General features: G+C 70.4%; 23 protein-coding genes, 2 tRNA genes and 1 pseudogene. 18 read left to right on the top strand and 8 right to left on the bottom strand.

Annotated features, from left to right (window positions below):
- Positions 1-49: 49 nt before the first annotated feature.
- The gene (locus tag ACH4NX_RS22225) at positions 50-688 is read left to right on the top strand and encodes a DsbA family protein (protein ID WP_351387823.1); all 639 of its coding nucleotides are present in this window, start codon (positions 50-52) and stop codon (positions 686-688) included.
- Positions 689-721: 33 nt separating this feature from the next.
- Here ACH4NX_RS22225 and ACH4NX_RS22220 read toward each other — a convergent pair whose 3' ends face one another.
- From ACH4NX_RS22220 to ACH4NX_RS22210, 3 genes are all read right to left on the bottom strand, one after another.
- Entirely contained in the window at positions 722-949 is a 228-nt protein-coding gene (locus ACH4NX_RS22220) for a hypothetical protein (RefSeq protein ID WP_398128653.1), read from the bottom strand.
- Between the two features lie 260 nt (positions 950-1,209).
- On the bottom strand, positions 1,210-1,851 hold the full coding sequence (locus ACH4NX_RS22215) for a superoxide dismutase (protein WP_351387827.1): 642 nt from the start codon (positions 1,849-1,851) through the stop codon (positions 1,210-1,212).
- 199 nt (positions 1,852-2,050) lie between these two features.
- Complete coding sequence (locus ACH4NX_RS22210; protein WP_351387830.1) at positions 2,051-3,433, bottom strand: amino acid permease; 1,383 nt, start codon at positions 3,431-3,433, stop codon at positions 2,051-2,053.
- Between the two features lie 331 nt (positions 3,434-3,764).
- Here ACH4NX_RS22210 and ACH4NX_RS22205 point away from each other — a divergent pair, with 331 nt between their 5' ends.
- Complete coding sequence (locus tag ACH4NX_RS22205) at positions 3,765-4,373, top strand: biotin transporter BioY (RefSeq protein ID WP_351387833.1); 609 nt, start codon at positions 3,765-3,767, stop codon at positions 4,371-4,373.
- 100 nt (positions 4,374-4,473) lie between these two features.
- Here ACH4NX_RS22205 and ACH4NX_RS22200 read toward each other — a convergent pair whose 3' ends face one another.
- Positions 4,474-4,644 carry a hypothetical protein gene (locus tag ACH4NX_RS22200; protein ID WP_398128654.1) on the bottom strand — a complete coding sequence of 57 codons (171 nt, stop codon included), beginning with the start codon at positions 4,642-4,644 and terminating at the stop codon, positions 4,474-4,476.
- Positions 4,645-4,685: 41 nt separating this feature from the next.
- On the opposite strand from ACH4NX_RS22200, the gene ACH4NX_RS22195 reads away from it, so the two are divergent.
- Both ACH4NX_RS22195 and ACH4NX_RS22190 read left to right on the top strand, forming a co-directional pair.
- The gene (locus ACH4NX_RS22195) at positions 4,686-5,171 is read left to right on the top strand and encodes a ribose-5-phosphate isomerase (RefSeq protein ID WP_351387838.1); all 486 of its coding nucleotides are present in this window, start codon (positions 4,686-4,688) and stop codon (positions 5,169-5,171) included.
- Positions 5,172-5,310: 139 nt separating this feature from the next.
- The gene (locus ACH4NX_RS22190) at positions 5,311-6,174 is read left to right on the top strand and encodes a DNA-formamidopyrimidine glycosylase family protein (protein WP_351387840.1); all 864 of its coding nucleotides are present in this window, start codon (positions 5,311-5,313) and stop codon (positions 6,172-6,174) included.
- Positions 6,175-6,184: 10 nt separating this feature from the next.
- Here ACH4NX_RS22190 and ACH4NX_RS22185 read toward each other — a convergent pair whose 3' ends face one another.
- Positions 6,185-7,450, bottom strand: coding sequence for a GNAT family N-acetyltransferase (locus tag ACH4NX_RS22185; RefSeq protein WP_351387842.1), 1,266 nt, complete (start codon positions 7,448-7,450; stop codon positions 6,185-6,187).
- Positions 7,451-7,614: 164 nt separating this feature from the next.
- Between ACH4NX_RS22185 and ACH4NX_RS22180 the strand changes: the two genes are divergently transcribed.
- Both ACH4NX_RS22180 and ACH4NX_RS22175 read left to right on the top strand, forming a co-directional pair.
- Positions 7,615-8,802: a PP2C family protein-serine/threonine phosphatase gene (locus ACH4NX_RS22180; protein ID WP_351387845.1), complete on the top strand. Its 1,188-nt coding sequence runs from the start codon at positions 7,615-7,617 to the stop codon at positions 8,800-8,802.
- 238 nt (positions 8,803-9,040) lie between these two features.
- Complete coding sequence (locus ACH4NX_RS22175) at positions 9,041-9,478, top strand: HD domain-containing protein (RefSeq protein WP_398128655.1); 438 nt, start codon at positions 9,041-9,043, stop codon at positions 9,476-9,478.
- 26 nt (positions 9,479-9,504) lie between these two features.
- Here ACH4NX_RS22175 and ACH4NX_RS22170 read toward each other — a convergent pair whose 3' ends face one another.
- Positions 9,505-10,728, bottom strand: coding sequence for an acyltransferase family protein (locus ACH4NX_RS22170; RefSeq protein WP_398128656.1), 1,224 nt, complete (start codon positions 10,726-10,728; stop codon positions 9,505-9,507).
- A gap of 665 nt (positions 10,729-11,393) precedes the next feature.
- Here ACH4NX_RS22170 and ACH4NX_RS22165 point away from each other — a divergent pair.
- Positions 11,394-11,588: a hypothetical protein gene (locus tag ACH4NX_RS22165; RefSeq protein ID WP_351387852.1), complete on the top strand. Its 195-nt coding sequence runs from the start codon at positions 11,394-11,396 to the stop codon at positions 11,586-11,588.
- Between the two features lie 59 nt (positions 11,589-11,647).
- Here ACH4NX_RS22165 and ACH4NX_RS22160 read toward each other — a convergent pair.
- Positions 11,648-11,721: transfer RNA gene (locus ACH4NX_RS22160), tRNA-Gly, on the bottom strand.
- Positions 11,722-11,883: 162 nt separating this feature from the next.
- Here ACH4NX_RS22160 and ACH4NX_RS22155 point away from each other — a divergent pair.
- From ACH4NX_RS22155 to clpX, 5 genes and pseudogenes are all read left to right on the top strand, one after another.
- Positions 11,884-11,960, top strand: a tRNA-Pro gene (locus ACH4NX_RS22155).
- Positions 11,961-12,350: 390 nt separating this feature from the next.
- Positions 12,351-13,754, top strand: a pseudogene (gene tig, locus ACH4NX_RS22150) (trigger factor); the annotation flags it as partial.
- Positions 13,755-14,234: 480 nt separating this feature from the next.
- Positions 14,235-14,840 carry an ATP-dependent Clp protease proteolytic subunit gene (locus ACH4NX_RS22145; protein WP_031040345.1) on the top strand — a complete coding sequence of 202 codons (606 nt, stop codon included), beginning with the start codon at positions 14,235-14,237 and terminating at the stop codon, positions 14,838-14,840.
- 124 nt (positions 14,841-14,964) lie between these two features.
- Positions 14,965-15,645 carry an ATP-dependent Clp protease proteolytic subunit gene (locus tag ACH4NX_RS22140; RefSeq protein WP_351387857.1) on the top strand — a complete coding sequence of 227 codons (681 nt, stop codon included), beginning with the start codon at positions 14,965-14,967 and terminating at the stop codon, positions 15,643-15,645.
- 181 nt (positions 15,646-15,826) lie between these two features.
- Positions 15,827-17,113, top strand: a complete 1,287-nt coding sequence (clpX, locus tag ACH4NX_RS22135) for an ATP-dependent Clp protease ATP-binding subunit ClpX (RefSeq protein ID WP_351387859.1) — start codon at positions 15,827-15,829, stop codon at positions 17,111-17,113.
- 72 nt (positions 17,114-17,185) lie between these two features.
- Here clpX and ACH4NX_RS22130 read toward each other — a convergent pair whose 3' ends face one another.
- Positions 17,186-18,169, bottom strand: coding sequence for a hypothetical protein (locus ACH4NX_RS22130; protein WP_398128657.1), 984 nt, complete (start codon positions 18,167-18,169; stop codon positions 17,186-17,188).
- 137 nt (positions 18,170-18,306) lie between these two features.
- Between ACH4NX_RS22130 and ACH4NX_RS22125 the strand changes: the two genes are divergently transcribed.
- The 6 genes from ACH4NX_RS22125 to mreC all read left to right on the top strand — a co-directional run bounded on the left by ACH4NX_RS22125 (position 18,307) and on the right by mreC (position 26,131).
- The gene (locus ACH4NX_RS22125; RefSeq protein WP_351387865.1) at positions 18,307-20,931 is read left to right on the top strand and encodes a valine--tRNA ligase; all 2,625 of its coding nucleotides are present in this window, start codon (positions 18,307-18,309) and stop codon (positions 20,929-20,931) included.
- A 197-nt stretch (positions 20,932-21,128) separates the two neighbouring features.
- On the top strand, positions 21,129-22,649 hold the full coding sequence (locus ACH4NX_RS22120) for a bifunctional folylpolyglutamate synthase/dihydrofolate synthase (protein ID WP_398128658.1): 1,521 nt from the start codon (positions 21,129-21,131) through the stop codon (positions 22,647-22,649).
- 4 nt (positions 22,650-22,653) lie between these two features.
- Positions 22,654-23,010: a DUF4233 domain-containing protein gene (locus tag ACH4NX_RS22115; RefSeq protein ID WP_351387870.1), complete on the top strand. Its 357-nt coding sequence runs from the start codon at positions 22,654-22,656 to the stop codon at positions 23,008-23,010.
- 137 nt (positions 23,011-23,147) lie between these two features.
- The gene (gene ndk / locus ACH4NX_RS22110) at positions 23,148-23,561 is read left to right on the top strand and encodes a nucleoside-diphosphate kinase (RefSeq protein ID WP_164251073.1); all 414 of its coding nucleotides are present in this window, start codon (positions 23,148-23,150) and stop codon (positions 23,559-23,561) included.
- A gap of 319 nt (positions 23,562-23,880) precedes the next feature.
- On the top strand, positions 23,881-24,900 hold the full coding sequence (locus ACH4NX_RS22105; protein WP_087809356.1) for a rod shape-determining protein: 1,020 nt from the start codon (positions 23,881-23,883) through the stop codon (positions 24,898-24,900).
- A gap of 220 nt (positions 24,901-25,120) precedes the next feature.
- On the top strand, positions 25,121-26,131 hold the full coding sequence (gene mreC / locus ACH4NX_RS22100) for a rod shape-determining protein MreC (protein WP_351387874.1): 1,011 nt from the start codon (positions 25,121-25,123) through the stop codon (positions 26,129-26,131).
- Position 26,132 lies beyond the last annotated feature (1 nt).

Here is a 26,132-nt window from a genome sequence, read left to right as displayed (position 1 = left end):
CCGGTTGGCTGGAGAAACGCTCGGTTGCGCCGCCTCATCGAGGAGAGACATGTCGGAGAAGACCCCCGTCGACTTCTGGTTCGACCCGCTGTGCCCCTGGGCATGGATGACCTCCCGCTGGGTCCTGGAAGTGGAGAAGGTCCGGGACATCGAGGTCCGCTGGCACGTGATGAGCCTCGCCGTCCTGAACGAGGACAAGCTCGACGAGCTGCCCGAGGAGTACCGCGAGCTGCTCGAGACCAAGGCCTGGGGTCCGGTCCGGATCGTCATCGCGGCCCAGGAGGAGCACGGCGCCGAGGTCCTCGGCGACCTCTACACGGCGCTCGGCACCCGCTTCCACAACCAGGGCGAGGGCTCGGAGAAGGAGACGGTCGCCGCCGCCCTGAAGGACGTCGGCCTGCCCGAGTCGCTCATGGACCACTGGGACTCCACCCCGTACGAGCCCCAGCTGCGCGCCTCCCACAAGGAGGGCATCGACAAGGTCGGCCAGGAGGTCGGCACCCCGGTCATCGCCGTCCCCGGCGCCGACGGTGAGCAGCTCGCCTTCTTCGGTCCGGTCGTCACCCCGGCCCCCAAGGGCGAGGACGCCGCCAGGCTCTGGGACGGCACCCTCGCGGTCGCCTCGGTCCCCGGTTTCTACGAGATCAAGCGCACCCGCACCAAGGGCCCGGACTTCAGCAACCTGTAGCGGGCAGGGAGGATCGGCGAGGGCCGGCGAGGATCACTTCTCCCCGTCGGCGGCCTGCCCGCGGAACCTCTCCGGCAGCAGGCCGCCGTCGCGCCGCTTGTCCCAGCGCTGGAACCGCAGGCAGCCGGCGACGTCGCAGCGCCAGTAGTCGTGCACGTACGGGATCTTCAGCTGTTCCCTCACGGCCGCCCGCTCGGCGTCGTCGAGCGGGCGGAAGTCCTGCATCCCCCCGCAGGTGGGACAGGCCAGGCTCTTCCTCATCGCATCCTCCGCGGTGCCCTGGGACGGGGACGGCAGTACAGCGCGCCGCCCGCGCGCCGCGCCAGAGGAGGGAGAGGGGGAAACGGGAGGAACCGGAGCCCGTACGGCGCGCGCGGCGGACCCGCGCGCCGGTGAACAGGCCGGTGTGCACGGAGAAGCCCCCGCGAGTCACGTCCTCGCGGGGGCTTCCCTTCTTCCGCCTGCCGCCGTGAAGGGTGAGAAGACGATCACGAGGCAGGACGACCCGGGTACTCAGCAGGTCAAGGCGCCAGCAGCAGTGTGTTCGTACGGGACCTGGCGGCTTCGTACCGCTTCGCCACGTCCTGCCAGTCGACGACGGCCCACATGGCGTCGATGAAGTCGACCTTCTGGTTCTTGTACTGGAGGTAGAAGGCGTGCTCCCAGGCGTCGAAGACCAGGATCGGGGTGGCGCCCTGGCCGACGTTGCCCTGGTGGTCGTAGACCTGCTCGACGATCAGGCGACCGCTCAGCGGTTCGTACGCCAGCACGCCCCAGCCGGAGCCCTGCGTGGTCGCGGCGGCCTTGGTGAGCTGCGCCTTGAAGCCCGCGAAGGAGCCGAACGACTCGGCGATCGCGCCGGCCAGCTCGCCCACGCCGTCCGCCTCCAGCGGCTCGCCGCCGCCGTCGCCGGTCATGTTGTGCCAGTAGATCGAGTGCAGGATGTGCCCGGAGAGGTGGAAGGCCAGGTTCTTCTCCAGGCCGTTGACCGAACCCCACGTCTCCTTGTCGCGCGCCTCGGCGAGCTGCTCCAGCGTGTCGTTGGCGCCCTTCACGTAGGCGGCGTGGTGCTTGTCGTGGTGCAGCTCGATGATCTCGGGGCTGATCACGGGGGCCAGCGCGGAGTAGTCGTACGGCAGTTCAGGAAGCGTGTAGACGGACATGGCGGATCCCCTCCGACCTCTTATTGCAAAAGGCTTGCAAGTGCACGCTAGCAGCAAGAGTGCTCCGGGGGGCCGAAGGGCGGGCGGGCGCGCCGGGGCATGCGCAAGGACGCGAGAGAGGGCACGAGGGGGCATGAGAGAGGGCCCCCGCACGGATCCGTGTCCGTGCGGGGGCCCTCGGGGTGTGTCCGGGCGGTGGCTAGCCGCGCGCCCGCCGCCGCTGCCACGCGTAGCCGACGGCCGCCAGGACCAGCGTCATCCCGCCCGTCGAGTACAGCTGCACCCGGGTGTCCGGCTCGCGGGCCATCAGCACGAAGACCGTGGCCATGGCCGCCAGCGCGACCCACGTCAGCCACGGGAAGCCCCACATGCGCACGACCAGCTTCTCGGGTGCCTCGCGCTCCAACCGGCGCCGCAGCCGCAGCTGGGAGACGGCGATGAAGATCCAGACGACCAGGATGACCGCGCCGATCATGTTCAGCAGCCAGGAGAAGACGTCGTCCGGCCGCCAGTAGCTGAGCAGCACACAGCCGAAGCCGAAGAGGGAGGAGACGAGCACCGCGATCCGCGGCACCCCGCCCGACACCCGGCCCAGCGCCTTCGGGCCCTGGCCGCGCTCGACCAGCGAGTAGCCGATGCGCGAGGCGCCGTAGATGTTGGCGTTCATGGCGCTCAGCAGCGCGACCAGCACGACGACGTTCATGAGCTCGCCGGCGCCCGGGATGCCGAGCTCGTCGAGGGCGGCGACGTACGGGCCCTTCTCCACGACCTCCGGGGAGTCCCACGGCACCAGGGTGACGATGACCGCCATCGAGCCGATGTAGAACAGCGCGATCCGCCACATCGCCGTCCGCACGGCGCTCGCCACGCCCTTGACCGGGTTCTCCGACTCGGCCGCCGCGATGGTCACCGTCTCCAGGCCGCCGTAGGCGAACACCGAGGCGAGCAGGCCGATGATCAGACCGTTGCCGCCGTTCGGCAGGAAGTCGCTCAGGTGCGAGGTGCCGGGGGAGTCGGTGCCCGGCAGGACGCCGGTGATCGCCAGCACGCCCAGCACCAGGAACAGCGAGATCGCGCCGACCTTGAGGGCGGCGAACCAGAACTCGAACTCGCCGAAGTTCTTCACGGCGGCCAGGTTCGTCCCGCAGAACACCACCATGAACAGCGCCACCCACGCCCACTCCGGGGTGCCCGGCAGCCAGCCGCTGACGATCTGCGCGGCACCGATGCCCTCCAGGCCGACGGCCGTGCACAGCAGCACCCAGAAGGCCCAGCCGGCGGTGAAACCGGCCCAGGGGCCGATCGCCCGCTCGGCGTGCGCGGAGAACGAACCCGACGACGGATAGGCGGCCGACATCTCGCCCAGCATCCGCATCACCAGCATCACGAGGAGACCGGAGAGGGTGTAGGCGACGACGATCGACGGCCCGGCGGCGGCGATACCGGCCCCGGAGCCGACGAACAGCCCGGCGCCGATCACACCGCCGAGGGCGATCATCGACAGGTGGCGCTGCTTGAGGCCGTGGGAGAGGGAGGCGTCGTCCGACTGCGGTGGCCTACCGGTGGTGGTGCTGTTGGACATGGAGCGACTCGTCCGATGCGTGGGGGGCGGGGGGCAGGGCAAAAACGCCCACAGTCTCCGGGGTCGCGCGGGCCGGCGACAGCGGTCGCCCACGATGCGGACGCTCCCGATACGGAACGTGATCGTCCGAATGCGCGATTCCGTTTCGGGTGACGCCCGCCTCCCCGCCTCGGTGACCGGTCTCACGCGCGACCACGTGTATCCGGTCTCCTTTGTCGGGAGCCCACCAAGGCGTCGAACGCGCCTTTGTCGAGCGCTGCCGGTGATCGGGCCCGGTCCGCTGGGATAGCGTCGCGGTGATCCGACATGTCCACACCACCGCGGAGTCCCCATGAGCACCGCTGCCGTCCCCGCCCTCCCCCACTCTTCGAGCGGGGGGACCCCCACCGGGCAGGTCCTCGCCGACCTCATCCCCTCCTCCCGAGTCCGGGACGTCGCACTGGTGGCCGGCGGTGCCGTTCTCACCGGCCTCGCGGCCCAGATCGCGCTGCCCGTGCCCGGCTCCCCGGTGCCGGTGACCGGCCAGACCTTCGCGGCGCTGCTCGTCGGCACCTCGCTCGGCGCCCGCCGCGGCCTGCTCTCGCTCGCGCTGTACGCGCTGGTCGGCATGGCGGGCGTGCCGTGGTTCGCGGAGGGCGGCTCCGGCACCGGCGCCCCGTCGCTGGGCTACGTCTTCGGCATGCTGCTCGCCGTCACCGTCGTGGGCGCCCTGGCCCGCCGCGGCGCCGACCGCTCGATGCTGCGCACGGCCGGCACGATCCTGCTGGGCGAGGCGGTCATCTACGCCGTCGGCGTCCCGTACCTGGCCCTCGCCGCCGACATGTCCCTCACCGCCGCGATCGCGGCCGGCCTCACCCCGTTCCTGATCGGGGACGCGCTGAAGGCCGCCCTGGCGATGGGCGTACTGCCCACGGCGTGGAAGCTGGTCGACAAGCGGTAGTACCGCGGCAGCGCCACCGAAAGAGGTTCGCCTGATCGCAACAGCGACCCGGCGAGCCTCTTTCGCGTCCCGGCGAGCGCCTCTCGCGTCCCGGCGGCCGTCAGTCCTCACCGGCGGTGGCCCGCTGCTCGCCGGCCCGCCGCGCGGTGGCCTTCCGCCCGACGGCCCTCTGCTTGACGGCCCTCTGCTTGACGAAGGCGACGCCGAGGACGAGCGCCGCGACGAGCAGTGGCAGCAGCGCGGTCGTACGCCCGTTGACTCGGTGTCGCACCCGACGCTGCCGCCCCCGGACCCGCGTGTCACACTCGACGCATGCGCGTGTATCTCGGCTCCGACCATGCGGGCTACGAACTCAAGAACCACCTCGTCGAGTGGCTCGGGGCGGCGGGCCACGAGCCCGTCGACTGCGGCCCGCACATCTACGACGCCCAGGACGACTACCCGCCCTTCTGCCTGCGCGCCGCCGAGCGTACGGCCGCGGACCCCGACGCCCTCGGCATCGTGATCGGCGGCTCCGGCAACGGTGAGCAGATCGCGGCGAACAAGGTGAAGGGCGTGCGCGCGGCGCTGGCCTGGAGCGAGGAGACGGCGTCCCTCGGCAGGCAGCACAACGACGCCAACGTCGTCGCCGTCGGCGCCCGCATGCACACGCGGGAGGAGGCGACGAAGTTCGTCGAGACCTTCCTCGCCACCCCGTTCTCCGGCGACGAACGCCACATCCGCCGCATCGACATGCTGACGTCCTACGAGACGACGGGCGACCTTCCCCCCGTCCCGCCGCACCACCCCCAGCAGTAGGTCTGCCCCCCGGTGTTTCCCTCCCCTCCCCGGTGCGCGAGCGCTGGGGAGGGCCGGAGACGACACCCGGGGCGCGGCCCGTGGGGCTCGGAGGGCGGCCGAGCCGGGCGGGTGGGCAGAACGCAGGAAGGACGACCCCGTGCCAGAAGGGCACACGATCCACAGACTGGCCAAGGACTACGCCGCGGCCTTCGCCGGCAGGCCGGTGCACGCCTCCAGCCCCCAGGGCAAGTTCTCCGACGCCGCCGCCCTCCTCAACGGCACCCCGCTCACCCGCACCGAGGCCCACGGCAAACACCTCTTCCTCGGCTTCGGCGCCGCCGAGCCCGTGTGCGCCGAGCCCGAGCCCGCCGGTCCCCCCGAGCCCGCCGACTGGGTCCACATCCATCTCGGCCTCTTCGGCAAGGTCTCCTTCGGAGCCACCCCGGCACCGCCCCCCACGGACACCGTCCGCCTCCGCCTCCTCAACGAGACGGCCTGCGTCGACCTCCGCGGCCCCACCGCCTGCGCCCTGATCACGGAGCCCGAGAAGCAGGCGATACACGACCGCCTCGGCCCCGACCCGCTGCGCCCGGACGCCGACCCTCGGGCCGCGTACCGCCGCGTCTCCCGCAGCCGCACCACCGTCGCCGCCCTGCTCATGGACCAGAAGGTCATCGCCGGCGTCGGCAACGTCTACCGCGCCGAGGTCCTCTTCCGCCACGGCATCGACCCGTACCGCCCCGGCCGGGACATCACTCCCACCGAGTGGGACGCGATCTGGCGGGACCTGACGGAACTCATGCGCGAGGGCGTCCGGAACAACCGCATCGACACCGTCCGCCCCGAACACACCCCCGAGGCCATGGGCCGCCCGCCCCGCGTCGACGACCACGGCGGCGAGGTCTACGTCTACCGCCGGGCGAACCAGCCCTGCCACCTCTGCGGCGAGACCGTCCGCACCGCCGGCCTCGCCGCCCGCAACCTCTTCTGGTGCCCGTCCTGCCAGCGCGGGGCGACATAGGCGCCGGCCGTCAGAAGCCGTGCGGCAACCACGGCGCGACGTCCGACCCGAACCCCACCGACGCCTCCGCCAGCGCCCCGCGCCGCACCTCCCGCACCCGCCCGGCCGCGCCCAGCGAAGCCAGGCTCACGCCGCCGAGATACGCCGCCCCCAACTCCCGCACCGACAGGGCGAGATCCGCCGCGTCGGACGTACGCTCGCAGGACGCCCCCTTCGCGTCCCCGGACAGCCGCCAACGCCCCGCGTTCCAGGGACAGAAGGCGTCCTCCACCTCGAAGACGACGTCCACGGGCGCCTGGTAGGTCCGCGCCGTGAGCGCGGCCCCCACGTCCACCAGCCGTACGTACAGCGCGTCCCGCAGCCCCGGCCGGCACCGCCGGATGTCCGACACCTGGTGCTGCCACGCCTCGTCGACCGGCCGCCCGCGCACGGCCAGCGTCGTCGTCAGGTCGATGCCGAACAGGAAGCGCCACAGCGCCGCGTCGGTCGCCGGGTCGAGCCCGGCCAGATCCTCCAGCACCACCGTGCCGGCCGGCCCCTCGGCCCCCCAGCCCGGCCGCACCCGGAACCGCGCGTACCCCGTGACCTCGCCGTCCCGCCGGGCGACCACGCACTGCAGCGGCGAGGCCCCCTCCCGTTTGCTCTCCGGATCCAGCAGCCCCACCCGCTCCCAGCCGGGCCGACGGGCCAGCATCCCGGGCCGGCCGGGCACCAGCCGCGCGTACACCGCCTCGCACGCGTCGAGGACGTCCGCGGGCTCCGCGTACCGCAGCCGTACGTCATCCGTGCCGTCCGGTACCGACAGACGCACCCGGTCCGTATCGATCTCGGCGTTGACCTGGAAGGTCGCGGCGCCGTACCCGAACCTGCCGTAGATCGCCGGTTCGGAGGCCGTCAGCACGGCCAACGGCTCACCCCAGGACCGTACGTCGTCCAGCTGCCGTCGCATCATCGACGACAGCACCCCCCGACGGCGGTGCGTGCCGGCGACGGAGACCATCGTCACGCCCGCCGCGGGCACCTGAGCACCGCCCGGCACGGTCATCCGGAAGCCGAACGCCCCGGCCGTCCCGACGCACTCGTCGCCCTCCCAGGCGCCGAGCGAGCGGTCGACCTCGGTCAGCGCGTTGTACAGCTCCAACTCCTCGGCCGACTCCGGAACGCCGCTGAAGGCACGGATCAGCGTCCCGTACCACTTGTTCCACTCGTCCCGCTCCAGTACCCGCAGCTCGGTCCTCGTGCCGCCGTCACCGTCATCACCCACACCAATGCCCATGGGCCATGCGTACCAGGGCCCCGGGGAGCGGGCGAGGGAATTTCCGGCAGGTGGCGGCGCGACGGCCGTTCGTGAAGTTCACTGTGAAGTCATGGGCCCCGGACGGGGGACAAGTAGGACCTCCCGTGCCAAGCGCCCGGTCCGATGGATAGGGTCCCGAACTAATGGCAGCAGGACGACAGCGGCGCGCGGAAGCCGACACGTTCACGGCCCGGTGGAAGAAGCAATGGCACCGGGCCCGCGTCGGCGTGCGCAGATCCGCCGTCGACTACTTCCGCGGCGACGGCTCCGACTGGATCGCCCTGGCCGGACTGCTGGCCATGATCCCCGTCATCGCGGCCACCACGATGGCGAACTCGGTGTGGTGCTCACCGGCCGCTCTGGTCCTGCCGATCGTCGCGGGCGGCCTGCTGCTGCGCCCGGCGAGCCTGCTCGGCCTGTACGCGGCGGCGGCCACGGCGCTGATCGTGGAGTCGGTGCAACTGGGCCCCTACACCGAGGGCCCCTCCCGGGTCACCCCCGGCGTGGTCCTGGTCGTCGCGGCCTGCGGTTTCTTCGGGCTGCTGGTCGCCCAGTTCCGCAGCCGGGTCGGCGTGCCCTGGCGGCGCGGCGGCACCATGCTCTTCGACCTGCGCGAACGCATCCGCGTCCAGAGCAAGTTGCCCCAGCTGCCGCCGGGCTGGCACCGGGAGATGGCGCTGCGCCCGGCCGGCGGACAGTCCTTCTCGGGGGACTTCGTCGTCGCCGCCCGTACCAACGGCGGCCGGACGCTCGAGGTGGTCCTCACCGACGTCTCCGGCAAGGGCATGGACGCGGGCTCGCGCGCCCTGCTGCTGTCGGGGGCGTTCGGCGGGCTGCTGGGCAGCCTGCCCCCGCACGCGTTCCTGCCGGCGGCCAACGGCTACCTGCTCCGCCAGGACTGGGACGAGGGCTTCGCCACCTCCATCCACCTCGTCCTGGAACTCGACTCCGGGGACTACGAGCTGTACTCCGCCGGACATCCGCCGGGCCTCCAGCTCAGCGCGGGCACGGGCCGTTGGGAGGAGAAGTCGGCCGAGGGACCGCTGCTGGGTGTGTACGACGGGGCGCAGTTCGACCCGGTGAAGGGCTCACTGCGCCCCGGAGACGTGCTGATGCTGTTCACGGACGGCCTGGTGGAGACCTCCGAGCGGGACATCACCGAGGGCATCGACCGCCTCACCGGCGAGGCCGACCGCTATGTCGCGGGCGGCTTCCACGGCGCCGCCTGGCATCTGATCGAGGCGGTGGCCAAGGACGTCAACGACGACCGGGCGCTTCTGCTGATCTGCCGGGAGGGCCCGACGGCCCAGTCCCAGACGGCGGCGGACTGACACACTGGACCGCGTGTCCCACACCCCTTCCCACACGCCCGAGCCCCTTCCGGAGCCAGCCTCCGAGCCCCTTCCGGAGCCAGCCTCCGAGCCCCTTCCGGAGCCAGCCTCCGGGCCCCTTCCGGAGCCAGCCTCCGAGCCCCTTCCCAAGCCAGCCTCCGGGCCCGCTGCTGAATCCGCCTCCGAGACCGCTTCCGAGCCTGCCTCCGGGCCCGCCCGGTGGCTCTCCCTCGCCGAGGTGGAGGCAGTCGCCCGTGCCGCCCACGCCGGCCGGACCGACAAGGCGGGCCGGCCGTACGCCGAGCACCTGCGGGCCGTCGCCGAGGGCGTGCGACGGCGTGGCGGGGGCGACGGGCAGATCGCGGCGGCCTGGCTGCACGACGCGGTCGAGGACGACGCGCTGTCCGAGCGATGGCTGCGGGAGGCCGCGCTGAGCCCTCGTACCAAGGACATCGTCCTCGCCCTCACCAAGCGGGCCGGGGAGCCGCCCGAGGCGTACGCCGCACGCGTCCTCGGAACGCCCGGCGCGCCGCTGGTCAAGGAGGCGGACCTGGCGCACAACGCCGATCCCGTACGACTCGCGGTCCTCGACGAGGCCACCCGCACACGGCTGACCGAGAAGTACGCGCGGATGCGCGTACTTCTCGGCCTGGTCGATCCGGGAACGGACACCTGAAGCGAGTCGCTCGGAGCGGACGGGGCCTAGACCGAGACCTTCTCGCCGGTCTCGCTCGGCACTCGCGCCTCAGGGGCCTCAGGAGCCGCATGCGCCTCGGTCTTCTCCCGCCGCTCGCGGTCCCGGGCGTCCTGGCCCGGATCCCGCTTGAAGGCCCAGTCCATCCTCGGCTCCACCACGCACCGCAGGACCCGCTGGACGGGTTTGGTGCACAGCAGGGTGATGACGGCGGCCGCGAGGACGGTCAACAGCACCGCACCGAGCGGCTCGTCCCACGCGGGGTCGTGGAACCAGCCCGCGAAGGTGCCTTCCTTCGACAGGAAGCCGTGCAGCAGGTAGCCGTAGATCGTGCCCGCGCCGAGCGCGGTGAACCACATGCGCCGGCCCGGCACCCAGGCGAAGAAGCACGCGGTCAGCACCAGCGAGCAGCCGAAGAGCGCGAGCGTCAGGACCGGCCCGGACCACCAGGGGGCGCCCGTGTCCTGCACGGCCGCGTTGCGGTAGAACCAGCCGGTCTCCATGCGCGGCACCGACCACCAGCCGATGACCACGGCCGCCGCGACCACCGGTACGGACAGGATCCGCACCGAGCGGCGCCGGACCAGCTGGAAGTGCTCGGGGCGCAGTACCAGGCCCAGCACGAAGCACGGCAGGAACTGCAGCACCCGCTGCATGTTCAGGTCGTTGCCGATCGTGGGGGTCACGGAGGCCAGCGCGGCGATGCCCAGGGCGATCGGCAGCGGCCAGCGGACGGTCTGCCAGATCGGGGTGGTCAGCCGCCAGACGAACAGCGCGCACAGGAACCACAGAAGGTAGGTGGGGTCCAGCAGGCTGATGTCGTTGGAGGGGTCCTCGCTGAAGCGGCGGTGCAGCGCGTAGGCGACCTCGAAGACGACGTAGGGCACGGCGACACCGGTAATCAGCCGTTTGACGCGCTTGGGGCTCAGATCGAAGCTGCGCGAGAAGTAGCCGGAGATGATGATGAAGGCCGGCATGTGGAACGTGTACAGGACCCGGTACAGGGTCTCCACGGTCCGGTTGCCGTCCAGGATCTGGCCCCAGGCGTGACCCACACCGACCAGCACGATCGCCAGGTACTTGGCGTTGTCGAAGAAGGCGTCGCGCTGCCGGTTCGGCTGGGTCCGCCGGCCGGACCGCGTCTGCTGGGAGGCAGTCCGCTGGTCCGGTGTCTGCTGGTCCGGTGGGGACGGCGTCTTCCGGTCGCCGTGCGGTCGCAGCGAGCTCGTCATGCGACCCCCCGCCACATAATCGGCGGGACGTCGCAGGACCTCACTGCTCTGGTGGGGGACGAGGCAGCGTAGAACATCTGAGGCACCCTAGCGTTCTCCGTGGGATTCCGTAAAACCTTCGAAGTCATTCCCGTATTCGCGTCCCGAGTGCCTTGCGAGTACCCCGCATTTCGGGGAACCCGGCCTCTCCAACCGGGTGACGGCCCCCACATCGCCGGGTGTGGCCGGGCGTCGTAGCGGCTACTGGGCCATCCGACGTGTCATGACTCATCATGACCAATCCGCGCATAAGGCCGGTGGGCGACTCCGCTGCAATGTCCGCTTCAATGTGCCCGCGGGGGCTTGCGGGGCGACCCTGTGATTTCCCTGTGATGTACCGGCGGTGTGCGTCCCGCGACAATTCGAAATATCTACGAACGCGTTGTGTGGACATCGAAACGAAGCGGTCGGAATTCCACGAGCGGGCGTCGTCTCGAATTTCTGTGCGGGGCGCGATGGAGGGGTACGTCCGCGTGTGCGGGGGAGTGCGCCACCCGGGATCCGGCCGGATGATGTGTCACCAGCCGCATAGCGGGGCCCGGTTGGTGGCACGATGGTCCTGGCGGAGGTGTGCGGCGCTGCACCTCCGGGCCGGGAGAGCGGACCGATCGAGGGTGTGATCAGTTGTGGCCATTTCACTGTCAGTGGTGCTGCTGTTGGCAATCATCCTGGTGGTGCTGCTGCGAGGAGGCTCCATCAAGGCGGGCCCGGCGCTCGTCGCGGTCCTCTTCGGCTTCTTCCTGGCCTCGACCGGCATGGCCGACGACATCCAGCGGTTCCTGGACTCGATAGCGGACACGCTCAACTCCATCCAGTTCTAGCCCGGGCCGCACAAAGGCCTCCGGCCCGGTCCCTTGGCGGGACCGGGCCGGAGGCCTCTTGGAGCGGGCGACGGGAATCGAACCCGCGTAGCTAGTTTGGAAGACTAGGGCTCTACCATTGAGCTACGCCCGCACAGCGCGCGCCGCGGGTCGGTGACCGCGGCACTCCAGGCATCTTAGCGGGTCGTCCCCCCTCGCCGCACACCCCTTCCGGACCGCGCCGCGTACGCACGGACGCTCGGGAAACCCGGCGGCCCCCGCTGCCCGGGGCATGTACCCTACGTGTCGCACCAGACGGGGTGTGGCGCAGCTTGGTAGCGCGTCCGCTTTGGGAGCGGAAGGCCGTGGGTTCAAATCCCGCCACCCCGACCAATCGCCGGCCACCGCGGTCGCGGCCCACCGGCCACCGCGGGTCCTGACCCACCGGCCACCGCGAGTGCCGACTCACCGGTCACCGGGAGTCCCGACTCACCCGCCACGGGGAGTCCCGACGCACCGGCCGTCGCGGACCCGGCCCCCGGCCGCGCCGACCCGGCCCACACCGGCGACCCCGGCCCCCGCCGGTCCGTCCGGCCGACCCGCCCCGGGTGATCGACCGGTGGTTCCGGTGATCGCCTTTTGGGCCGTGTAGTCGCTGCCGTTACTATGCAAGCTGCACGCCCGTGCGTCATCAGCGTCTGAAGTCTCCGGGCGGCGAAACCTGCCGGATGCCTCTCTGGCTCCGGCAGAACCCAAGAAGTCAGCCACCAAGGAGACCGAACCGTGAAGAGCGCCGTGGAGACCCTGAACCCGACCCGGGTTCGGCTCACTGTCGAGGTGCCCTTCGAGGAGCTCAAGGACAGCCTCGACGCGGCGTACAAGAAGATCAACCAGCAGGTCACGGTGAAGGGCTTCCGCAAGGGCAAGATCCCCGCCCGGGTCATCGACCAGCGGTTCGGCCGCGGTGCGGTTCTGGAGGAGGCGGTCAACGACGCGCTTCCGAAGTTCTACACCGACGCGGTCAACGAGGCCGAGCTGAACCCGCTCGGCCAGCCCGAGGTCGACATCACGGAGCTGAAGGACGGCGAGACGCTGAACTTCACCGCCGAGGTCGACATCCGCCCGGCCATCGAGATCCCGGACTACTCCGGCATCGAGGTCGAGGTCGACGCCATCGAGGTCAGCGACGAGGACGTCGAGAAGGCGGTGGAGCAGCTGCGCGAGCGCTTCGCCTCCACCTCCCCGGTCGAGCGTGCCGCCGAGGAGGGTGACGTCGTCACCCTCGACCTCCAGGCCAAGGTCGACGGCGAGGTCCTCGAGGACGGCGTCGCCGACGGCGTCTCCTACACCATTGGCTCCGGTGAGCTGCTGGAAGGCATCGACGACGCCGTGAAGGGCGTGGAGGCCGGTGGCGAGGCCACCTTCACCTCCGAGCTCAAGGGCGGCTCGGCGGCCGGCAAGGAGGCCGAGGTCACCGTCAAGGTCACCCAGGTCGCCAAGCGTGAGCTGCCCGAGCTGGACGACGACTTCGCGCAGCTCGCGTCGGAGTTCGACACGCTGGAGGAGCTGCAGGCCGACAGCCGCAAGCGCCTGGCCAACACCAAGCAGTACGACCAGGCCACGCAGGCCCAGGAGCGCGTGCTCGACAAGCTCCTCGAGCTGGTCGAGGTCCCCGTCCCCGAGAAGCTCCTCGAGGACGAGGTCAACACCCGCAAGCACAACCTGGAGCACCACCAGCTCGGCCAGATGGGTCTGGACCTCGAGAAGTACCTGGAGCTCCAGGGCAAGACCGCCGAGGAGTTCGAGACCGAGACCCGCGAGGCCGCGGTCAAGGGCATCAAGACCCAGTTCGTCCTCGATGAGCTGGTCAAGCAGGAGAACCTGAACGTCAGCCAGGAGGAGCTCACCGAGCACCTCATGCGCCGCGCCGCCTCCTCCGGCATGTCCCCCGACCAGTTCGCCCAGGCCGTCGTCGAGCAGGGCCAGGTCCCGCTCCTCGTCGGTGAGGTCGCCCGCGGCAAGGCCCTGGCCGTCGTGGTCGAGAAGGCCACGGTCAAGGACACCAACGGCGAGGTCGTCGACCTGGAGGACGAGGAGGACGAGGCGGACGAGGCGGAGACCACGGAGGCCGCCGCCGAGCCCACCGACGCCGCCGAGGCCACCGAGTCCGGTGACGAGAAGGCCGACGCCAAGGCCGACGCCAAGGCCGACGCCAAGGCCGACGCCAAGGCCGACGCCAAGGCCGACGAGAAGACCGAGGGCTGAGCCCTCACCCGGCACCTGTGACGCCGTAACGACGGGCCCCGAGACGCACGCGCTTCTCGGGGCCCGTCGGCATCTGCCCCAGGAGCCCCGTCGGCATACGCCGGGGCGGCACCGGCGGGCGGGTCCGCCGCCGTGGGCGCGCTCGGCCCACGGGGCACCCGGGGCCGCCCACGACCGGCGTCGCCACGGGCGCGCCGCACCCCGCTCACCCAGCGGAGCGACATGCGCTCACAGCGAACACCCGCGGAACCGGGATGGCACCGCAGGGCCTGCGCGTTAGGGTCCATGAATACGAGGGCAGGGGAGTCCCCGAAACCGGCCGGACGGCCCCGAGCCCCGGCAGAACACGTGAGACGGCCCGGCGCCGTCGTAAGACGAGCAGGTGGATACGTGACGAATCTGATGCCCTCCGCCGCCGGCGAGCCCTCCATCGGTGGTGGCCTCGGCGACCAGGTCTACAACCGGCTGCTCGGCGAGCGGATCATCTTCCTCGGCCAGCCGGTCGACGACGACATTGCCAACAAGATCACCGCACAGCTGCTGCTCCTTGCCGCCGACCCGGACAAGGACATCTTCCTGTACATCAACAGCCCCGGCGGTTCGATCACGGCCGGCATGGCGATCTACGACACCATGCAGTACATCAAGAACGACGTGGTGACGATCGCGATGGGCCTGGCGGCCTCGATGGGCCAGTTCCTGCTCAGCGCCGGCACCCCGGGCAAGCGCTTCGCGCTCCCGAACGCCGAGATCCTGATCCACCAGCCCTCCGCCGGCCTGGCCGGCTCCGCCTCGGACATCAAGATCCACGCCGAGCGGCTGCTGCACACCAAGAAGCGCATGGCGGAGCTCACGTCCCAGCACACCGGTCAGACGATCGAGCAGATCACCCGCGACTCGGACCGTGACCGCTGGTTCGACGCCTTCGAGGCCAAGGAGTACGGCCTCGTCGACGACGTCATCACCACGGCCGCCGGCATGCCGGGCGGCGGCGGCACGGGGGCCTGAGCCGCTCCCCGCGGGCCTCCGGGGTCTCCCGGGCCCCGCGGAGCCGAGCCCAGCCCTCCGCGGGCCCAGCGCGCCCGCCCAGCCGGCCCCGAGCCGACCGCCTCAGCTTCTTCCAGGAGACACTGTGAACGACTTCCCCGGCAGCGGCCTGCACGACCGCATGCGTGCCGAGTACACCGGCCCCTCCGCCGAGTCCCGCTACGTGATCCCGCGCTTCGTCGAGCGCACCTCCCAGGGCGTCCGCGAGTACGACCCGTACGCGAAGCTCTTCGAAGAGCGCGTGATCTTCCTGGGCGTCCAGATCGACGACGCCTCCGCCAACGACGTCATGGCGCAGCTGCTGTGCCTGGAGTCGATGGACCCCGACCGGGACATCTCGATCTACATCAACAGCCCCGGCGGCTCCTTCACGGCGCTCACGGCCATCTACGACACGATGCAGTTCGTGAAGCCGGACATCCAGACGGTGTGCATGGGCCAGGCGGCCTCCGCCGCCGCGATCCTGCTGGCCGCGGGCACGCCGGGCAAGCGCATGGCGCTGCCCAACGCCCGCGTCCTGATCCACCAGCCCTACAGCGAGACGGGCCGCGGTCAGGTCTCCGACCTGGAGATCGCCGCCAACGAGATCCTCCGGATGCGCGCGCAGCTCGAGGACATGCTGGCCAGGCACTCCACCACGCCGGTCGAGAAGATCCGCGAGGACATCGAGCGCGACAAGATCCTCACGGCCGAGGACGCCCTGGCCTACGGCCTGGTCGACCAGATCATCTCCACCCGGAAGATGAACAACGAGTCGGTTCGCTGACACGGAGCGGGTATCGTCTGCTGCTCCTTGGCACGGTCCACGTCAAAGTGAACCGTGCCAAGGGGGGCCCGGACGGGGGGCCCGGCAAGGTACCGTCGGACATAAGGCAGCACCAGGAGTCCGCCGGCCGTTGACGTGACGTCGACGGCCGGGAGTCTCCCAGGCGAAGGGGAAGCACACCGTGGCACGCATCGGTGACGGCGGCGATCTGCTCAAGTGCTCGTTCTGCGGCAAGAGCCAGAAGCAGGTCAAGAAGCTCATCGCAGGGCCCGGTGTGTACATCTGCGACGAGTGCATCGACCTCTGCAACGAGATCATCGAGGAGGAGCTGGCGGAGACCAGCGAGGTGCGCTGGGAGGAGCTCCCCAAGCCCCGCGAGATCTACGAGTTCCTCGACGGCTACGTCGTCGGCCAGGAAGCGGCCAAGAAGGCGCTCTCCGTAGCGGTGTACAACCACTACAAGCGGGTCCAGGCCGGTGAGAACGGCGGCGCCCAAGGCCGCGAGGACGCCATCGAGTTGGCGAAGTCCAACATCCTGCTGCTGGGCCCCACCGGCTCCGGCAAGACCCTCCTCGCCCAGACCCTGGCGCGCATGCTGAACGTCCCGTTCGCGATCGCCGACGCCACGGCGCTCACCGAGGCCGGGTACGTCGGCGAGGACGTCGAGAACATCCTGCTCAAGCTGATCCAGGCGGCCGACTACGACGTCAAGAAGGCCGAGACCGGGATCATCTACATCGACGAGATCGACAAGGTCGCGCGGAAGAGCGAGAACCCGTCGATCACGCGCGACGTCAGCGGCGAAGGCGTCCAGCAGGCCCTGCTGAAGATCCTCGAGGGCACCACGGCCTCGGTCCCGCCGCAGGGCGGCCGCAAGCACCCGCATCAGGAGTTCATCCAGATCGACACGACGAACGTGCTGTTCATCGTGGGCGGTGCGTTCTCGGGCCTGGAGAAGATCATCGAGGGCCGGGCCGGCGCCAAGGGCATCGGCTTCGGCGCGACGATCCGGTCCAAGCGGGAGCTGGAGTCGACGGACCAGTTCCAGGCCGTCATGCCCGAGGACCTGGTCAAGTTCGGCATGATCCCCGAGTTCATCGGGCGGCTCCCCGTCATCACCTCGGTCCACAACCTCGACCGCGAGGCCCTGCTCCAGATCCTGGTCGAGCCGCGCAACGCGCTCGTCAAGCAGTACGAGCGCCTCTTCGAACTCGACGGCGTCGAGCTGGACTTCGAGCGCGAGGCCCTGGAGGCCATCGCCGACCAGGCCATCCTCCGCCAGACCGGCGCCCGCGGCCTGCGGGCCATCATGGAGGAAGTCCTCCAGGGCGTGATGTACGAGGTCCCGTCCCGCAAGGACGTCGCCCGCGTCGTCGTCACGGCCGACGTGGTCCTCTCCAACGTCAACCCGACGCTGATCCCGCGCGATTCGCGGGGGCGCGGTCCGGGCGAGCAGAAGACGGCGTAGTCGCAGCCACCGTACGAACGCGGAAGGGGCCCGGTCGACCGACCGGGCCCCTTCCGCTTTGCCGTTCCGGCGTCAGGCCTTGACGCGGACTTCCTTGCGGAGCTTGGCGGTGATGTCGGCCGCCGCGGCCGGGTCGGTCTTCTTGCCGGCCGCGATGTCCAGAATGCTCATCGGCATGGCGAAGCCGATCGTGCTGTGGTCGCCCCAGGCGCAGTACGTCATGGTCATCGACTTGGGCTCGTTCGGCCCGCCGTCGGAGTTGTCGACCTTGGCGTCCTGGCACTTGATGACGGCGCCGTCGAGGGAATCGGGCTTGTACTCCTTCGGCTCCCCGACGAAACTCACGTCCTCGTCGTTGCCGCCCTCCTGGCTCTCCTTCTTCATGTGGGCGAACATCGCGTCGAGGGCCTTCTCCGGCTCGTCGATCGTGCCGTAGACGCCCAGGAACATGAGCTGCTTACTCGCCAGCGGGTTCTCCGCGTTCTCCGCCGCGTACGAGGCGCTCACGTCCTTGGCGTCCTTCACGCCCCACTTCTCGGCGTCCTTCATGTCTGCGGCGTCCATGCTGCCGCTTTCGCTCTCGGCCTTCTTGTACTCACCGAGTACCGTCGCCGGAGTCGTCAGCTTGTGCGGGCCGTCGTCGGCGATGCCCGAGCCGCCGGCGCCCCCGCCGCCACCGATCACGAAGTAAGCCCCCACGCCGATCGCCGCCACGACGGCGACCGCGCCGATGATCAGGCCCGCCTTCTTCTTGCCGCCACCCGGGGCCGGGGGCTGGGGCATGCCGTACGGGGGCTGGCCGGGCGGCTGCTGCCCGTACGGAGGCTGCTGGCCGTAGGGCGGCTGCGGCTGGCCGTACGGGGGAGTCTGCGGCGGGACACCGCCCTGCTGGGGCGGGTAGCCGTAGCCCGGCTGGGCGGGCGGCGGCGTCTGCTGGGGGTAGCCATAGCCGGGCTGGGGAGCCTGCGGCGGCTGCTGGCCGTACGGCCCCGGCTGGCCGTACGGTCCGGGCTGCTGGGGCTGCCCGCCGTACGGGCCCGGCTGGTTGTGACTCATTACTGGGTTCCCCTCCAGATGCTTACGTGATGCTGACATCCTCACCCAGACCTGGCGTGCGCAGGTCACCGGGGGCCGCACCGTTACAAAGGAAACGCGTTTCGGGACAGGGTCGTGACGGCCGTAAACTGACCCCCGTGACCGAGAACTCTCAGCAGCCGCAGCCCGCACCCACCACCGAACTGCCGACCCAGTACACGCCGGCCGAGGTAGAGGGGAAGCTGTACGAGCGCTGGGTGGAACGGGGTTACTTCGAGGCGGACGCGGACAGCGACAAGCCGCCGTACACCGTCGTCATCCCCCCGCCGAACGTCACGGGCAGCCTGCACCTCGGGCACGCCTTCGAGCACACGCTCATCGACGCCCTGACCCGCCGCAAGCGGATGCAGGGGTACGAGACGCTGTGGCAGCCCGGCATGGACCACGCCGGCATCGCCACGCAGAACGTCGTCGAGCGGGAACTGGCCAAGGAGGGCAAGTCCCGGCACGACCTCGGCCGTGAGGCCTTCGTCGAGCGGGTCTGGCAGTGGAAGGGCGAGTCCGGCGGGCAGATCAGCGGGCAGATGCGCCGCCTCGGCGACGGCGTCGCCTGGTCGCGGGAGCGGTTCACCATGGACGAGGGCCTGTCCCAGGCCGTCCAGACCATCTTCAAGCGGCTCTACGACGACGAGCTGATCTACCGTGCCGAGCGCATCATCAACTGGTGCCCCAGGTGTCTGACGGCCATCTCGGACATCGAGGTCGAGTACCAGGACGACGACGGCGAGCTCGTCTCCATGAAGTACGGCGACGGGGACGACACCATCGTCGTCGCCACCACCCGTGCCGAGACGATGCTCGGTGACACGGCCGTCGCCGTCCACCCCGACGACGAGCGGTACCAGCACCTGATCGGCAAGCTCATCAGGCTGCCGCTCACCGACCGGTCCATCCCGGTCGTCGCCGACACGCACGTCGACCCCGAGTTCGGCACCGGCGCCGTCAAGGTGACGCCCGCCCACGACCCGAACGACTTCGAGATCGGCCGGCGCCACGACCTGCCCGCCATCACGGTCATGGACGAGCACGCCGTCATCACCGCCCACGGCCCCTTCCAGGGCCTGGACCGGCTGGAGGCCCGCTCCGCCATCGTCGCCGCGCTGCGCGCCGAGGGCCGGATCGTCGCCGAGAAGCGGCCCTACGTCCACTCCGTCGGCCACTGCTCGCGCTGCAAGACCACCGTCGAGCCGCGTCTGTCGATGCAGTGGTGGGTCAAGGTCGGCCCGCTGGCGAAGGCCGCCGGTGACGCCGTCCGCGACGGCCGCGTCAAGATCCACCCGCAGGAGATGGAGAAGCGGTACTTCGACTGGGTCGACAACCTCCACGACTGGTGCATCTCGCGCCAGCTGTGGTGGGGGCACCGCATCCCGGTCTGGTACGGCCCCGAGGGCGAGGTCGTCTGCGTCGGGCCCGACGAGGAGCCGCCGAGCGGCGAGGGCTGGCGTCAGGACTCCGACGTCCTGGACACCTGGTTCTCGTCCGGCCTGTGGCCGTTCTCCACGCTGGGCTGGCCCGAGCAGACCGACTCGCTGGCGAAGTTCTACCCGAACTCCGTCCTGGTCACCGGCTACGACATCCTCTTCTTCTGGGTCGCCCGGATGATGATGTTCGGCCTCTACGCGATGGACGGCACCCCGCCGTTCCACACCATCGCCCTGCACGGCATGGTCCGTGACCAGAACGGCAAGAAGATGTCCAAGTCGTTCGGGAACGTCGTGAATCCGCTCGACTGGATGGACAAGTACGGCTCCGACGCGCTCCGCTTCACCCTCGCGCGCGGCGCCAACCCGGGCGTCGACGTCCCGATCGGCGAGGACTGGGTCCAGGGCTCCCGGAACTTCACCAACAAGATCTGGAACGCCACCCGCTTCGCGCTGATGAACGGCGCGACGGTCGAGGGCCCGCTGCCGGACGCGTCGAGGATGTCCTCGACCGACCGCTGGATCCTCTCCCGGCTCAACTCGGTGGTCGCCGAGGTCGACGCGTACTACGAGGACTACCAGTTCGCGAAGCTCTCCGACGCCCTGTTCCACTTCGCCTGGGACGAGGTCTTCGACTGGTACGTCGAGCTGTCCAAGACGACGTTCCAGGCGGGCGGCGAGGCGGCCGAGGTCAGCAAGCGCGTCCTGGGCGAGGTCCTCGACGTGACGCTGAGGCTGCTGCACCCCGTCGTCCCGTTCGTCGCCGACACGCTGTGGACCACGCTCACCGGCGGTGAGTCGGTCGTCATCGCCCAGTGGCCGTCCGACTCGGGCTTCCGGGACGCGGGCGCCGAGCGGGAGATCGAGACCGTCCAGTCCGTCGTCACCGAGGTCCGCCGCTTCCGTCACGAGCAGGGTCTGCAGCCCGGCCAGCGGGTCCCGGCCCGGCTGACCCTCGACGGCACGGCGCTGGCCGCGCACGAGGCGGCCGTCCGGCAGCTGCTGCGCCTCCAGCCGGAGGGCGACGCCTTCACGGCCACGGCGACCCTGCCGGTGGCGGGTGTCGAGGTCGCCCTCGACCTCTCCGGCGTGATCGACGTCGAGGCGGAGCGCAAGCGCCTCGCCAAGGACCTCGCCGCCGCCGAGAAGGAGAAGGCCCAGGCCACGGCCAAGCTGGGCAACGAGGCGTTCCTGGCGAAGGCGCCGGACAACGTCGTGGAGAAGATCCGGGGGCGGCTGGCCAAGGCGGACGAGGACATCGCCCGCATCCAGGCGCAGCTGGAGAAACTGCCGCAGGCGTAGCCGCCGGTACGTCGGCAAAGGCTCCCGGTGCTGTCTCGGCACCGGGAGCCTTCAGGTCCGCAGGGGCGCGGGGCCGCATCGATGTGCGGCTCCGCCGCGTGGGCGCGACCAGCCACGACGCGCGTGCACTCGCCCCAGGACATCAGCCACCCCACTCCGTGGGCGCCCCGTCGGCCGACCTCCGTAGACTGGTCCCCGTGAGTGAGCTCCCCCCGCACGACAGCAGCGAGCAGCCCGACCCCGGTGACCCCTTCGAGGAGATCGTCGCCGCCGAGACCACCCGCGATCCCGATCTCGCCGTGATCGAGGCCGGCAGCCGCACCCTCCGCACCCAGGGCGGCCCGCCGGAGGCCGACGTGCCCGCGCGGCCCGAGGATCCCGAGGTGGACAAGGCCCTGCGCGAGGTGGAGGCCGAGCTCTCCACCCGCTGGGGCGAGACCAAGCTCGAGCCGTCCGTCGCCCGGATCGCCGCGCTGATGGACGTGCTGGGCGAGCCGCAGCGGTCGTACCCCTCCATCCACATCACGGGGACCAACGGCAAGACCACCACCGCCCGCATGATCGAGGCCCTGCTCGGCGCCTTCGAGCTGCGCACCGGGCGGTACACCTCGCCGCACGTGCAGTCGGTCACCGAGCGCGTCAGCCTGGACGGGGCGCCGATCTCCGCCGAGCGGTTCATCGAGACGTACGAGGACATCAAGCCGTACGTCGAGATGGTCGACGCCCGGCAGGAGTACCGGCTGTCCTTCTTCGAGGTGCTGACCGGCATGGCGTACGCCGCCTTCGCCGACGCGCCCGTGGACGTGGCCGTCGTCGAGGTCGGGATGGGCGGCTCCTGGGACGCCACCAACGTCATCGACGGGGACGTCGCCGTCGTCACCCCCATCGACCTGGACCACACCGACCGGCTCGGCTCGACGCCCGGCGCGATCGCGACCGAGAAGGCCGGCATCGTCAAGCAGGACGCCACCGTGATCATGGCCCAGCAACCGGTGGACGCGGCACAGGTGCTGCTGAAGAAGGCCGTGGACGTGAACGCCACCGTGGCGCGCGAAGGGCTGGAGTTCGGGGTCGTCGCCCGGCAGGTCGCCGTCGGCGGCCAGCTGATGACCCTGCGCGGGCTCGGCGGCGAGTACACCGAGGTCTACCTGCCGCTGCACGGCGCCCATCAGGCGCACAACGCGGCCGTCGCCCTCGCCGCCGTCGAGGCGTTCTTCGGCGTCGGGGCGCAGCGTCCCGAGCCGCTGGACATCGACACCGTGCGCAAGGCCTTCGCCGCCGTGGCCTCGCCGGGACGGATGGAGGTGGTGCGGCGCTCGCCGACCGTGGTGCTGGACGCCGCCCACAACCCGGCCGGCGCGCGGGTCACCGCGGAGGCGGTCGGGGAGGCCTTCCAGTTCAGCCGGCTCATCGGCGTGGTCGGCGCGAGCGGCGACAAGGACGTGCGGGGGCTGCTGGAGGCCTTCGAGCCGGTCTTCGCCGAGATCGTCGTCACCCAGAACTCCGGCCTGCGCGCGATGGACGCCGACGCGCTGGCGGGCATCGCCGTCGAGGTCTTCGGCGAGGACCGCGTCCAGGTCGAGCCGCGGCTGCCGGACGCCCTGGAGGCCGCGATCACGCTGGCCGAGGAGGAGGGCGAGTACTCGGGCGGCGGGGTGCTCGTCACCGGCTCCATCTACACCGTCGGCGAGGCCCGACTGCTCCTCGGGAGGGGCTGAGAACGTGCGTACGCTCTGTGCTTCTACGCTGATCGGCGAGGTCTTCGTGATCGGCTTCGCCGGTCTGGTCGCCATGAAGGACCCCGACCTGGCCATGGGGACGGTGTGGACGGTCAGCGGCATCGCGATGTTCCTGTGCGTGGCGCTGTGCGGCTTCGTGACCCGGCCCGGCGGCATCGCCTTCGGCTGGGCCCTGCAGATCGCCCTGATCGCCTCCGGGTTCGTCGTGCCGACCATGTTCTTCCTGGGGGCGATCTTCGCCGCCCTCTGGTGGGCCTCCGTGCACTACGGGCGGAAGATCGACGAGGCGAAGGCCAGGTTCGCCGCCCAGGCGGACGCCTCCGCGCCCGAGGCCGCCTGACCCCGCCCGACGCTGCGTGACAGGCGCTGCGACACGCCCGGTAACCTCAGTCATCACTTCGCACCACCGCACGTTCGCAACGCCGTACCACCGCACGTTCGCACAACAGCACACACGCATATTCCAAGGAGCCCGTCGTGACCCAGCGCAGCCTCGTCCTCCTCAAGCCCGACGCCGTCCGTCGTGGCCTGACCGGCGAGATCATCAGCCGTATCGAGCGCAAGGCCGGCTGGCAGATCACCGCGCTGGAACTGCGCACCCTGGACTCCGAGACCCTGGAGCAGCACTACGGCGAGCACAAGGGCAAGCCCTTCTACGAGCCGCTGGTCGAGTTCATGGCGTCCGGTCCGGTCGTCGCCATGGTCGTCGAGGGTGAGCGGGTCATCGAGGGCGTGCGTGCGCTGGCCGGCCCGACCGACCCGATCGCCGCCGCTCCCGGATCCATCCGCGGGGACTTCGGCGTGATCGTCCGGGAGAACCTGATCCACGCCTCCGACTCCGAGGAGTCCGCCGAGCGTGAGCTGAAGATCTTCTTCCCGGGCCGGGTGTGAGCCTCCTTCCGGACACGCCGGACACGTCTTTTTTCTGACGCCGCGTCAGCCGAATGGCCCGCGGTGGACCGGGGCGGTCGCGTAGAAGCGACCGCCCTGTGGCATATGCGCGCCTGATCGGGGGAACGGATGCCTCCGTTGGCCCGTCTCCACAAGCGAGGCGCTGCGCCATCTGCTGACAATGGCGAAGACCCTCGCACAGTGTTCGCGAAAGCGCGTCTACGATGGAAGCCTCCACGCGCCACTGCGCCCACCTCGCCTACCTGAAAAGCCCTCAAAAGCTCCTGGGAAGGCCAGTCGAATCCTGATGGGGAACTCAATGTCGTTCATCGGCCGTGACATGGCTGTCGACCTCGGGACCGCCAACACGCTGGTGTACGTCAGGGGTCGCGGGATCGTACTCAACGAGCCGTCCGTCGTCGCGATCAACACCAACACCGGTGGCATCCTCGCGGTCGGCGCCGAAGCGAAGAAGATGATCGGGCGCACGCCCGGCAACATCGTTGCCGTGCGCCCGCTGAAGGACGGCGTCATCGCCGACTTCGAGATCACCGAGCGGATGCTCCGCTACTTCATTCTGAAGATCCACAAGCGGCGTTATCTGGCTCGTCCGCGGGTCGTCGTCTGTGTGCCCTCGGGTATCACCGGCGTCGAGCGCCGTGCCGTCATCGAGGCGTCGTCCCAGGCCGGCGCCCGCCAGGTGCACATCATCGAGGAGCCCATGGCCGCGGCCATCGGCTCCGGCCTGCCGGTCCACGAGGCCACGGGCAACATGGTGGTGGACATCGGCGGCGGCACCACGGAGGTCGCGGTCATCTCGCTCGGCGGCATCGTCACCGCCCAGTCCATCCGCGTCGCGGGTGACGAGCTGGACAACGCGATCATCCAGCATGTGAAGAAGGAGTACAGCCTTCTGCTGGGTGAGCGCACGGCCGAACAGATCAAGATCACGATCGGTTCGGCGTACGACCTCGACGCCGACGAGCACACCGAAATCCGTGGCCGGGACCTGGTGTCCGGGCTGCCCAAGACCGTCGTCATCTCCGCCGGCGAAGTACGCAAGGCGATCGAGGAGCCGGTCAACGCGATCGTCGACGCGGTCAAGACGACCCTCGACAAGTGTCCGCCCGAGCTGTCCGGCGACATCATGGACCGGGGCATCGTCCTCACCGGCGGCGGCGCGCTGCTGCGCGGGCTCGACGAGCGGCTGCGCCGGGAGACCGGAATGCCGATCCATATCGCCGAGGACCCGCTGGACAGCGTGGCACTCGGCTCCGGCAAGTGCGTCGAGGAGTTCGAGGCGCTCCAGCAGGTGCTGGACGCCTCGCCCCGCAGATGACGTAACACTTCGGTTCCGCCGTACGAGACGATCTCCTCTCGTGCGGCGGATCGTTGATATAGAGACTTCAGTAACACAACCGCCGCAACCGCCGAGACGACCGCGGGAACCACCGCGGCCACCGCAGTACCGCGCGTGTACCCCAGGTACCGAATCACCTGAATTCCTGAACACCGCCACGTAATTCCCGAATTCGACGAGGAAGGCACGGCCGCCGCACGTGAGGGACACGAAAGAGAGCCGGCTGCTCCTGGTGCTGCTGATCGCCATCGCGTTCGCGCTGATCACGGTGGACATCCGCGGTGGGGAGGACTCACCGGTCGACGGTGCCCGGCAGGCCGCGGCCACCGTCTTCGGCCCGATCGAGAACGGGGTGTCGTCCGCGGTCGACCCGGTCGGCAACGCGGTCTCCGCGATCCGCGACTCCGGCGACCGGCACGACCGCCTCGCCGAACTGGAGACGCAGAACGCGGCCCTGAAGGCGAAGCTCGGCAGCGACGAGCGCGGCCGCAGCCGCCTGAGGCAGTTCGACAAGATGCTCGGGCTCGCCGGCGCCGGCCAGTACGGCATCAAGGGCGCCCAGGTCATCGCCATAGGAGCGGCGCAGGGCTTCTCCTGGACCATCACCATCGACGCCGGTGCCAATGACGGCATCAAGCGCGACATGACCGTCCTCAACGGCGACGGCCTCGTCGGCCGCGTGACCACCGTCGGCCCGAACACCGCCACCGTGCTGCTCGCCAACGACCCCGACTTCACCGTCGGCGCACGGATGGAGGCCGGTGACGAACTCGGCTTCGCCTCCGGCCAGGGCGGCCGCCCGCTGCGCGTCGAACTCCTCAACGGCAAGGCCGACGTCAAGAAGGGCGACCGCCTGGTCACCTTCGGCTCCCAGGCCGACAAGCCGTTCGTGCCCGGCGTCCCGGTCGGCTACGTCTCCCGCGTCGACCCCTCCGGCGGCGACCTGACCCGCACCCTCGACGTCACGCCCTTCGTCAGCTTCACCAAGCTCGACATCGTCGGCGTCGTCGTCCAGGCCCCGCAGAAGGACCCGCGGGACACCGTGCTCCCGGACAAGCCGAAGCCGGAACCCAGGCCGACCGTGACGGTGACGGTGACCCCGTCCCCCGGGGCCCCCGTCGACGGCCGGCCGCAGAACGAGGCGAACGAGCAGGAGCAGCAGGGGCAGCAGGGGCAGCAGGACCAACAGAACCAGCAGACCGAGCAGTAGG

This window comes from Streptomyces sp. NPDC017225 (genome assembly GCF_044331465.1).
Lineage (GTDB): Bacteria > Actinomycetota > Actinomycetes > Streptomycetales > Streptomycetaceae > Streptomyces.
Note: the sequence above shows the minus strand (reverse complement) of the source record. Positions and strands in the feature narration are given on the sequence as shown.

Coding starts and splice junctions, on each gene's coding strand:
- ACH4NX_RS22170 (WP_398128656.1), bottom strand. CDS start 10,728: ATGACGAGCTCGCTGCGACCGCACGGCGACCGGAAGACGCCGTCCCCA.
- ACH4NX_RS22180 (WP_351387845.1), top strand. CDS start 7,615: ATGGCAGCAGGACGACAGCGGCGCGCGGAAGCCGACACGTTCACGGCC.
- ACH4NX_RS22105 (WP_087809356.1), top strand. CDS start 23,881: ATGTCGTTCATCGGCCGTGACATGGCTGTCGACCTCGGGACCGCCAAC.
- ACH4NX_RS22195 (WP_351387838.1), top strand. CDS start 4,686: ATGCGCGTGTATCTCGGCTCCGACCATGCGGGCTACGAACTCAAGAAC.
- ACH4NX_RS22130 (WP_398128657.1), bottom strand. CDS start 18,169: ATGAGTCACAACCAGCCGGGCCCGTACGGCGGGCAGCCCCAGCAGCCC.
- ACH4NX_RS22215 (WP_351387827.1), bottom strand. CDS start 1,851: ATGTCCGTCTACACGCTTCCTGAACTGCCGTACGACTACTCCGCGCTG.
- ACH4NX_RS22210 (WP_351387830.1), bottom strand. CDS start 3,433: ATGTCCAACAGCACCACCACCGGTAGGCCACCGCAGTCGGACGACGCC.
- ACH4NX_RS22225 (WP_351387823.1), top strand. CDS start 50: ATGTCGGAGAAGACCCCCGTCGACTTCTGGTTCGACCCGCTGTGCCCC.
- ACH4NX_RS22185 (WP_351387842.1), bottom strand. CDS start 7,450: ATGGGCATTGGTGTGGGTGATGACGGTGACGGCGGCACGAGGACCGAG.
- ACH4NX_RS22145 (WP_031040345.1), top strand. CDS start 14,235: ATGCCCTCCGCCGCCGGCGAGCCCTCCATCGGTGGTGGCCTCGGCGAC.
- ACH4NX_RS22205 (WP_351387833.1), top strand. CDS start 3,765: ATGAGCACCGCTGCCGTCCCCGCCCTCCCCCACTCTTCGAGCGGGGGG.
- ACH4NX_RS22220 (WP_398128653.1), bottom strand. CDS start 949: ATGAGGAAGAGCCTGGCCTGTCCCACCTGCGGGGGGATGCAGGACTTC.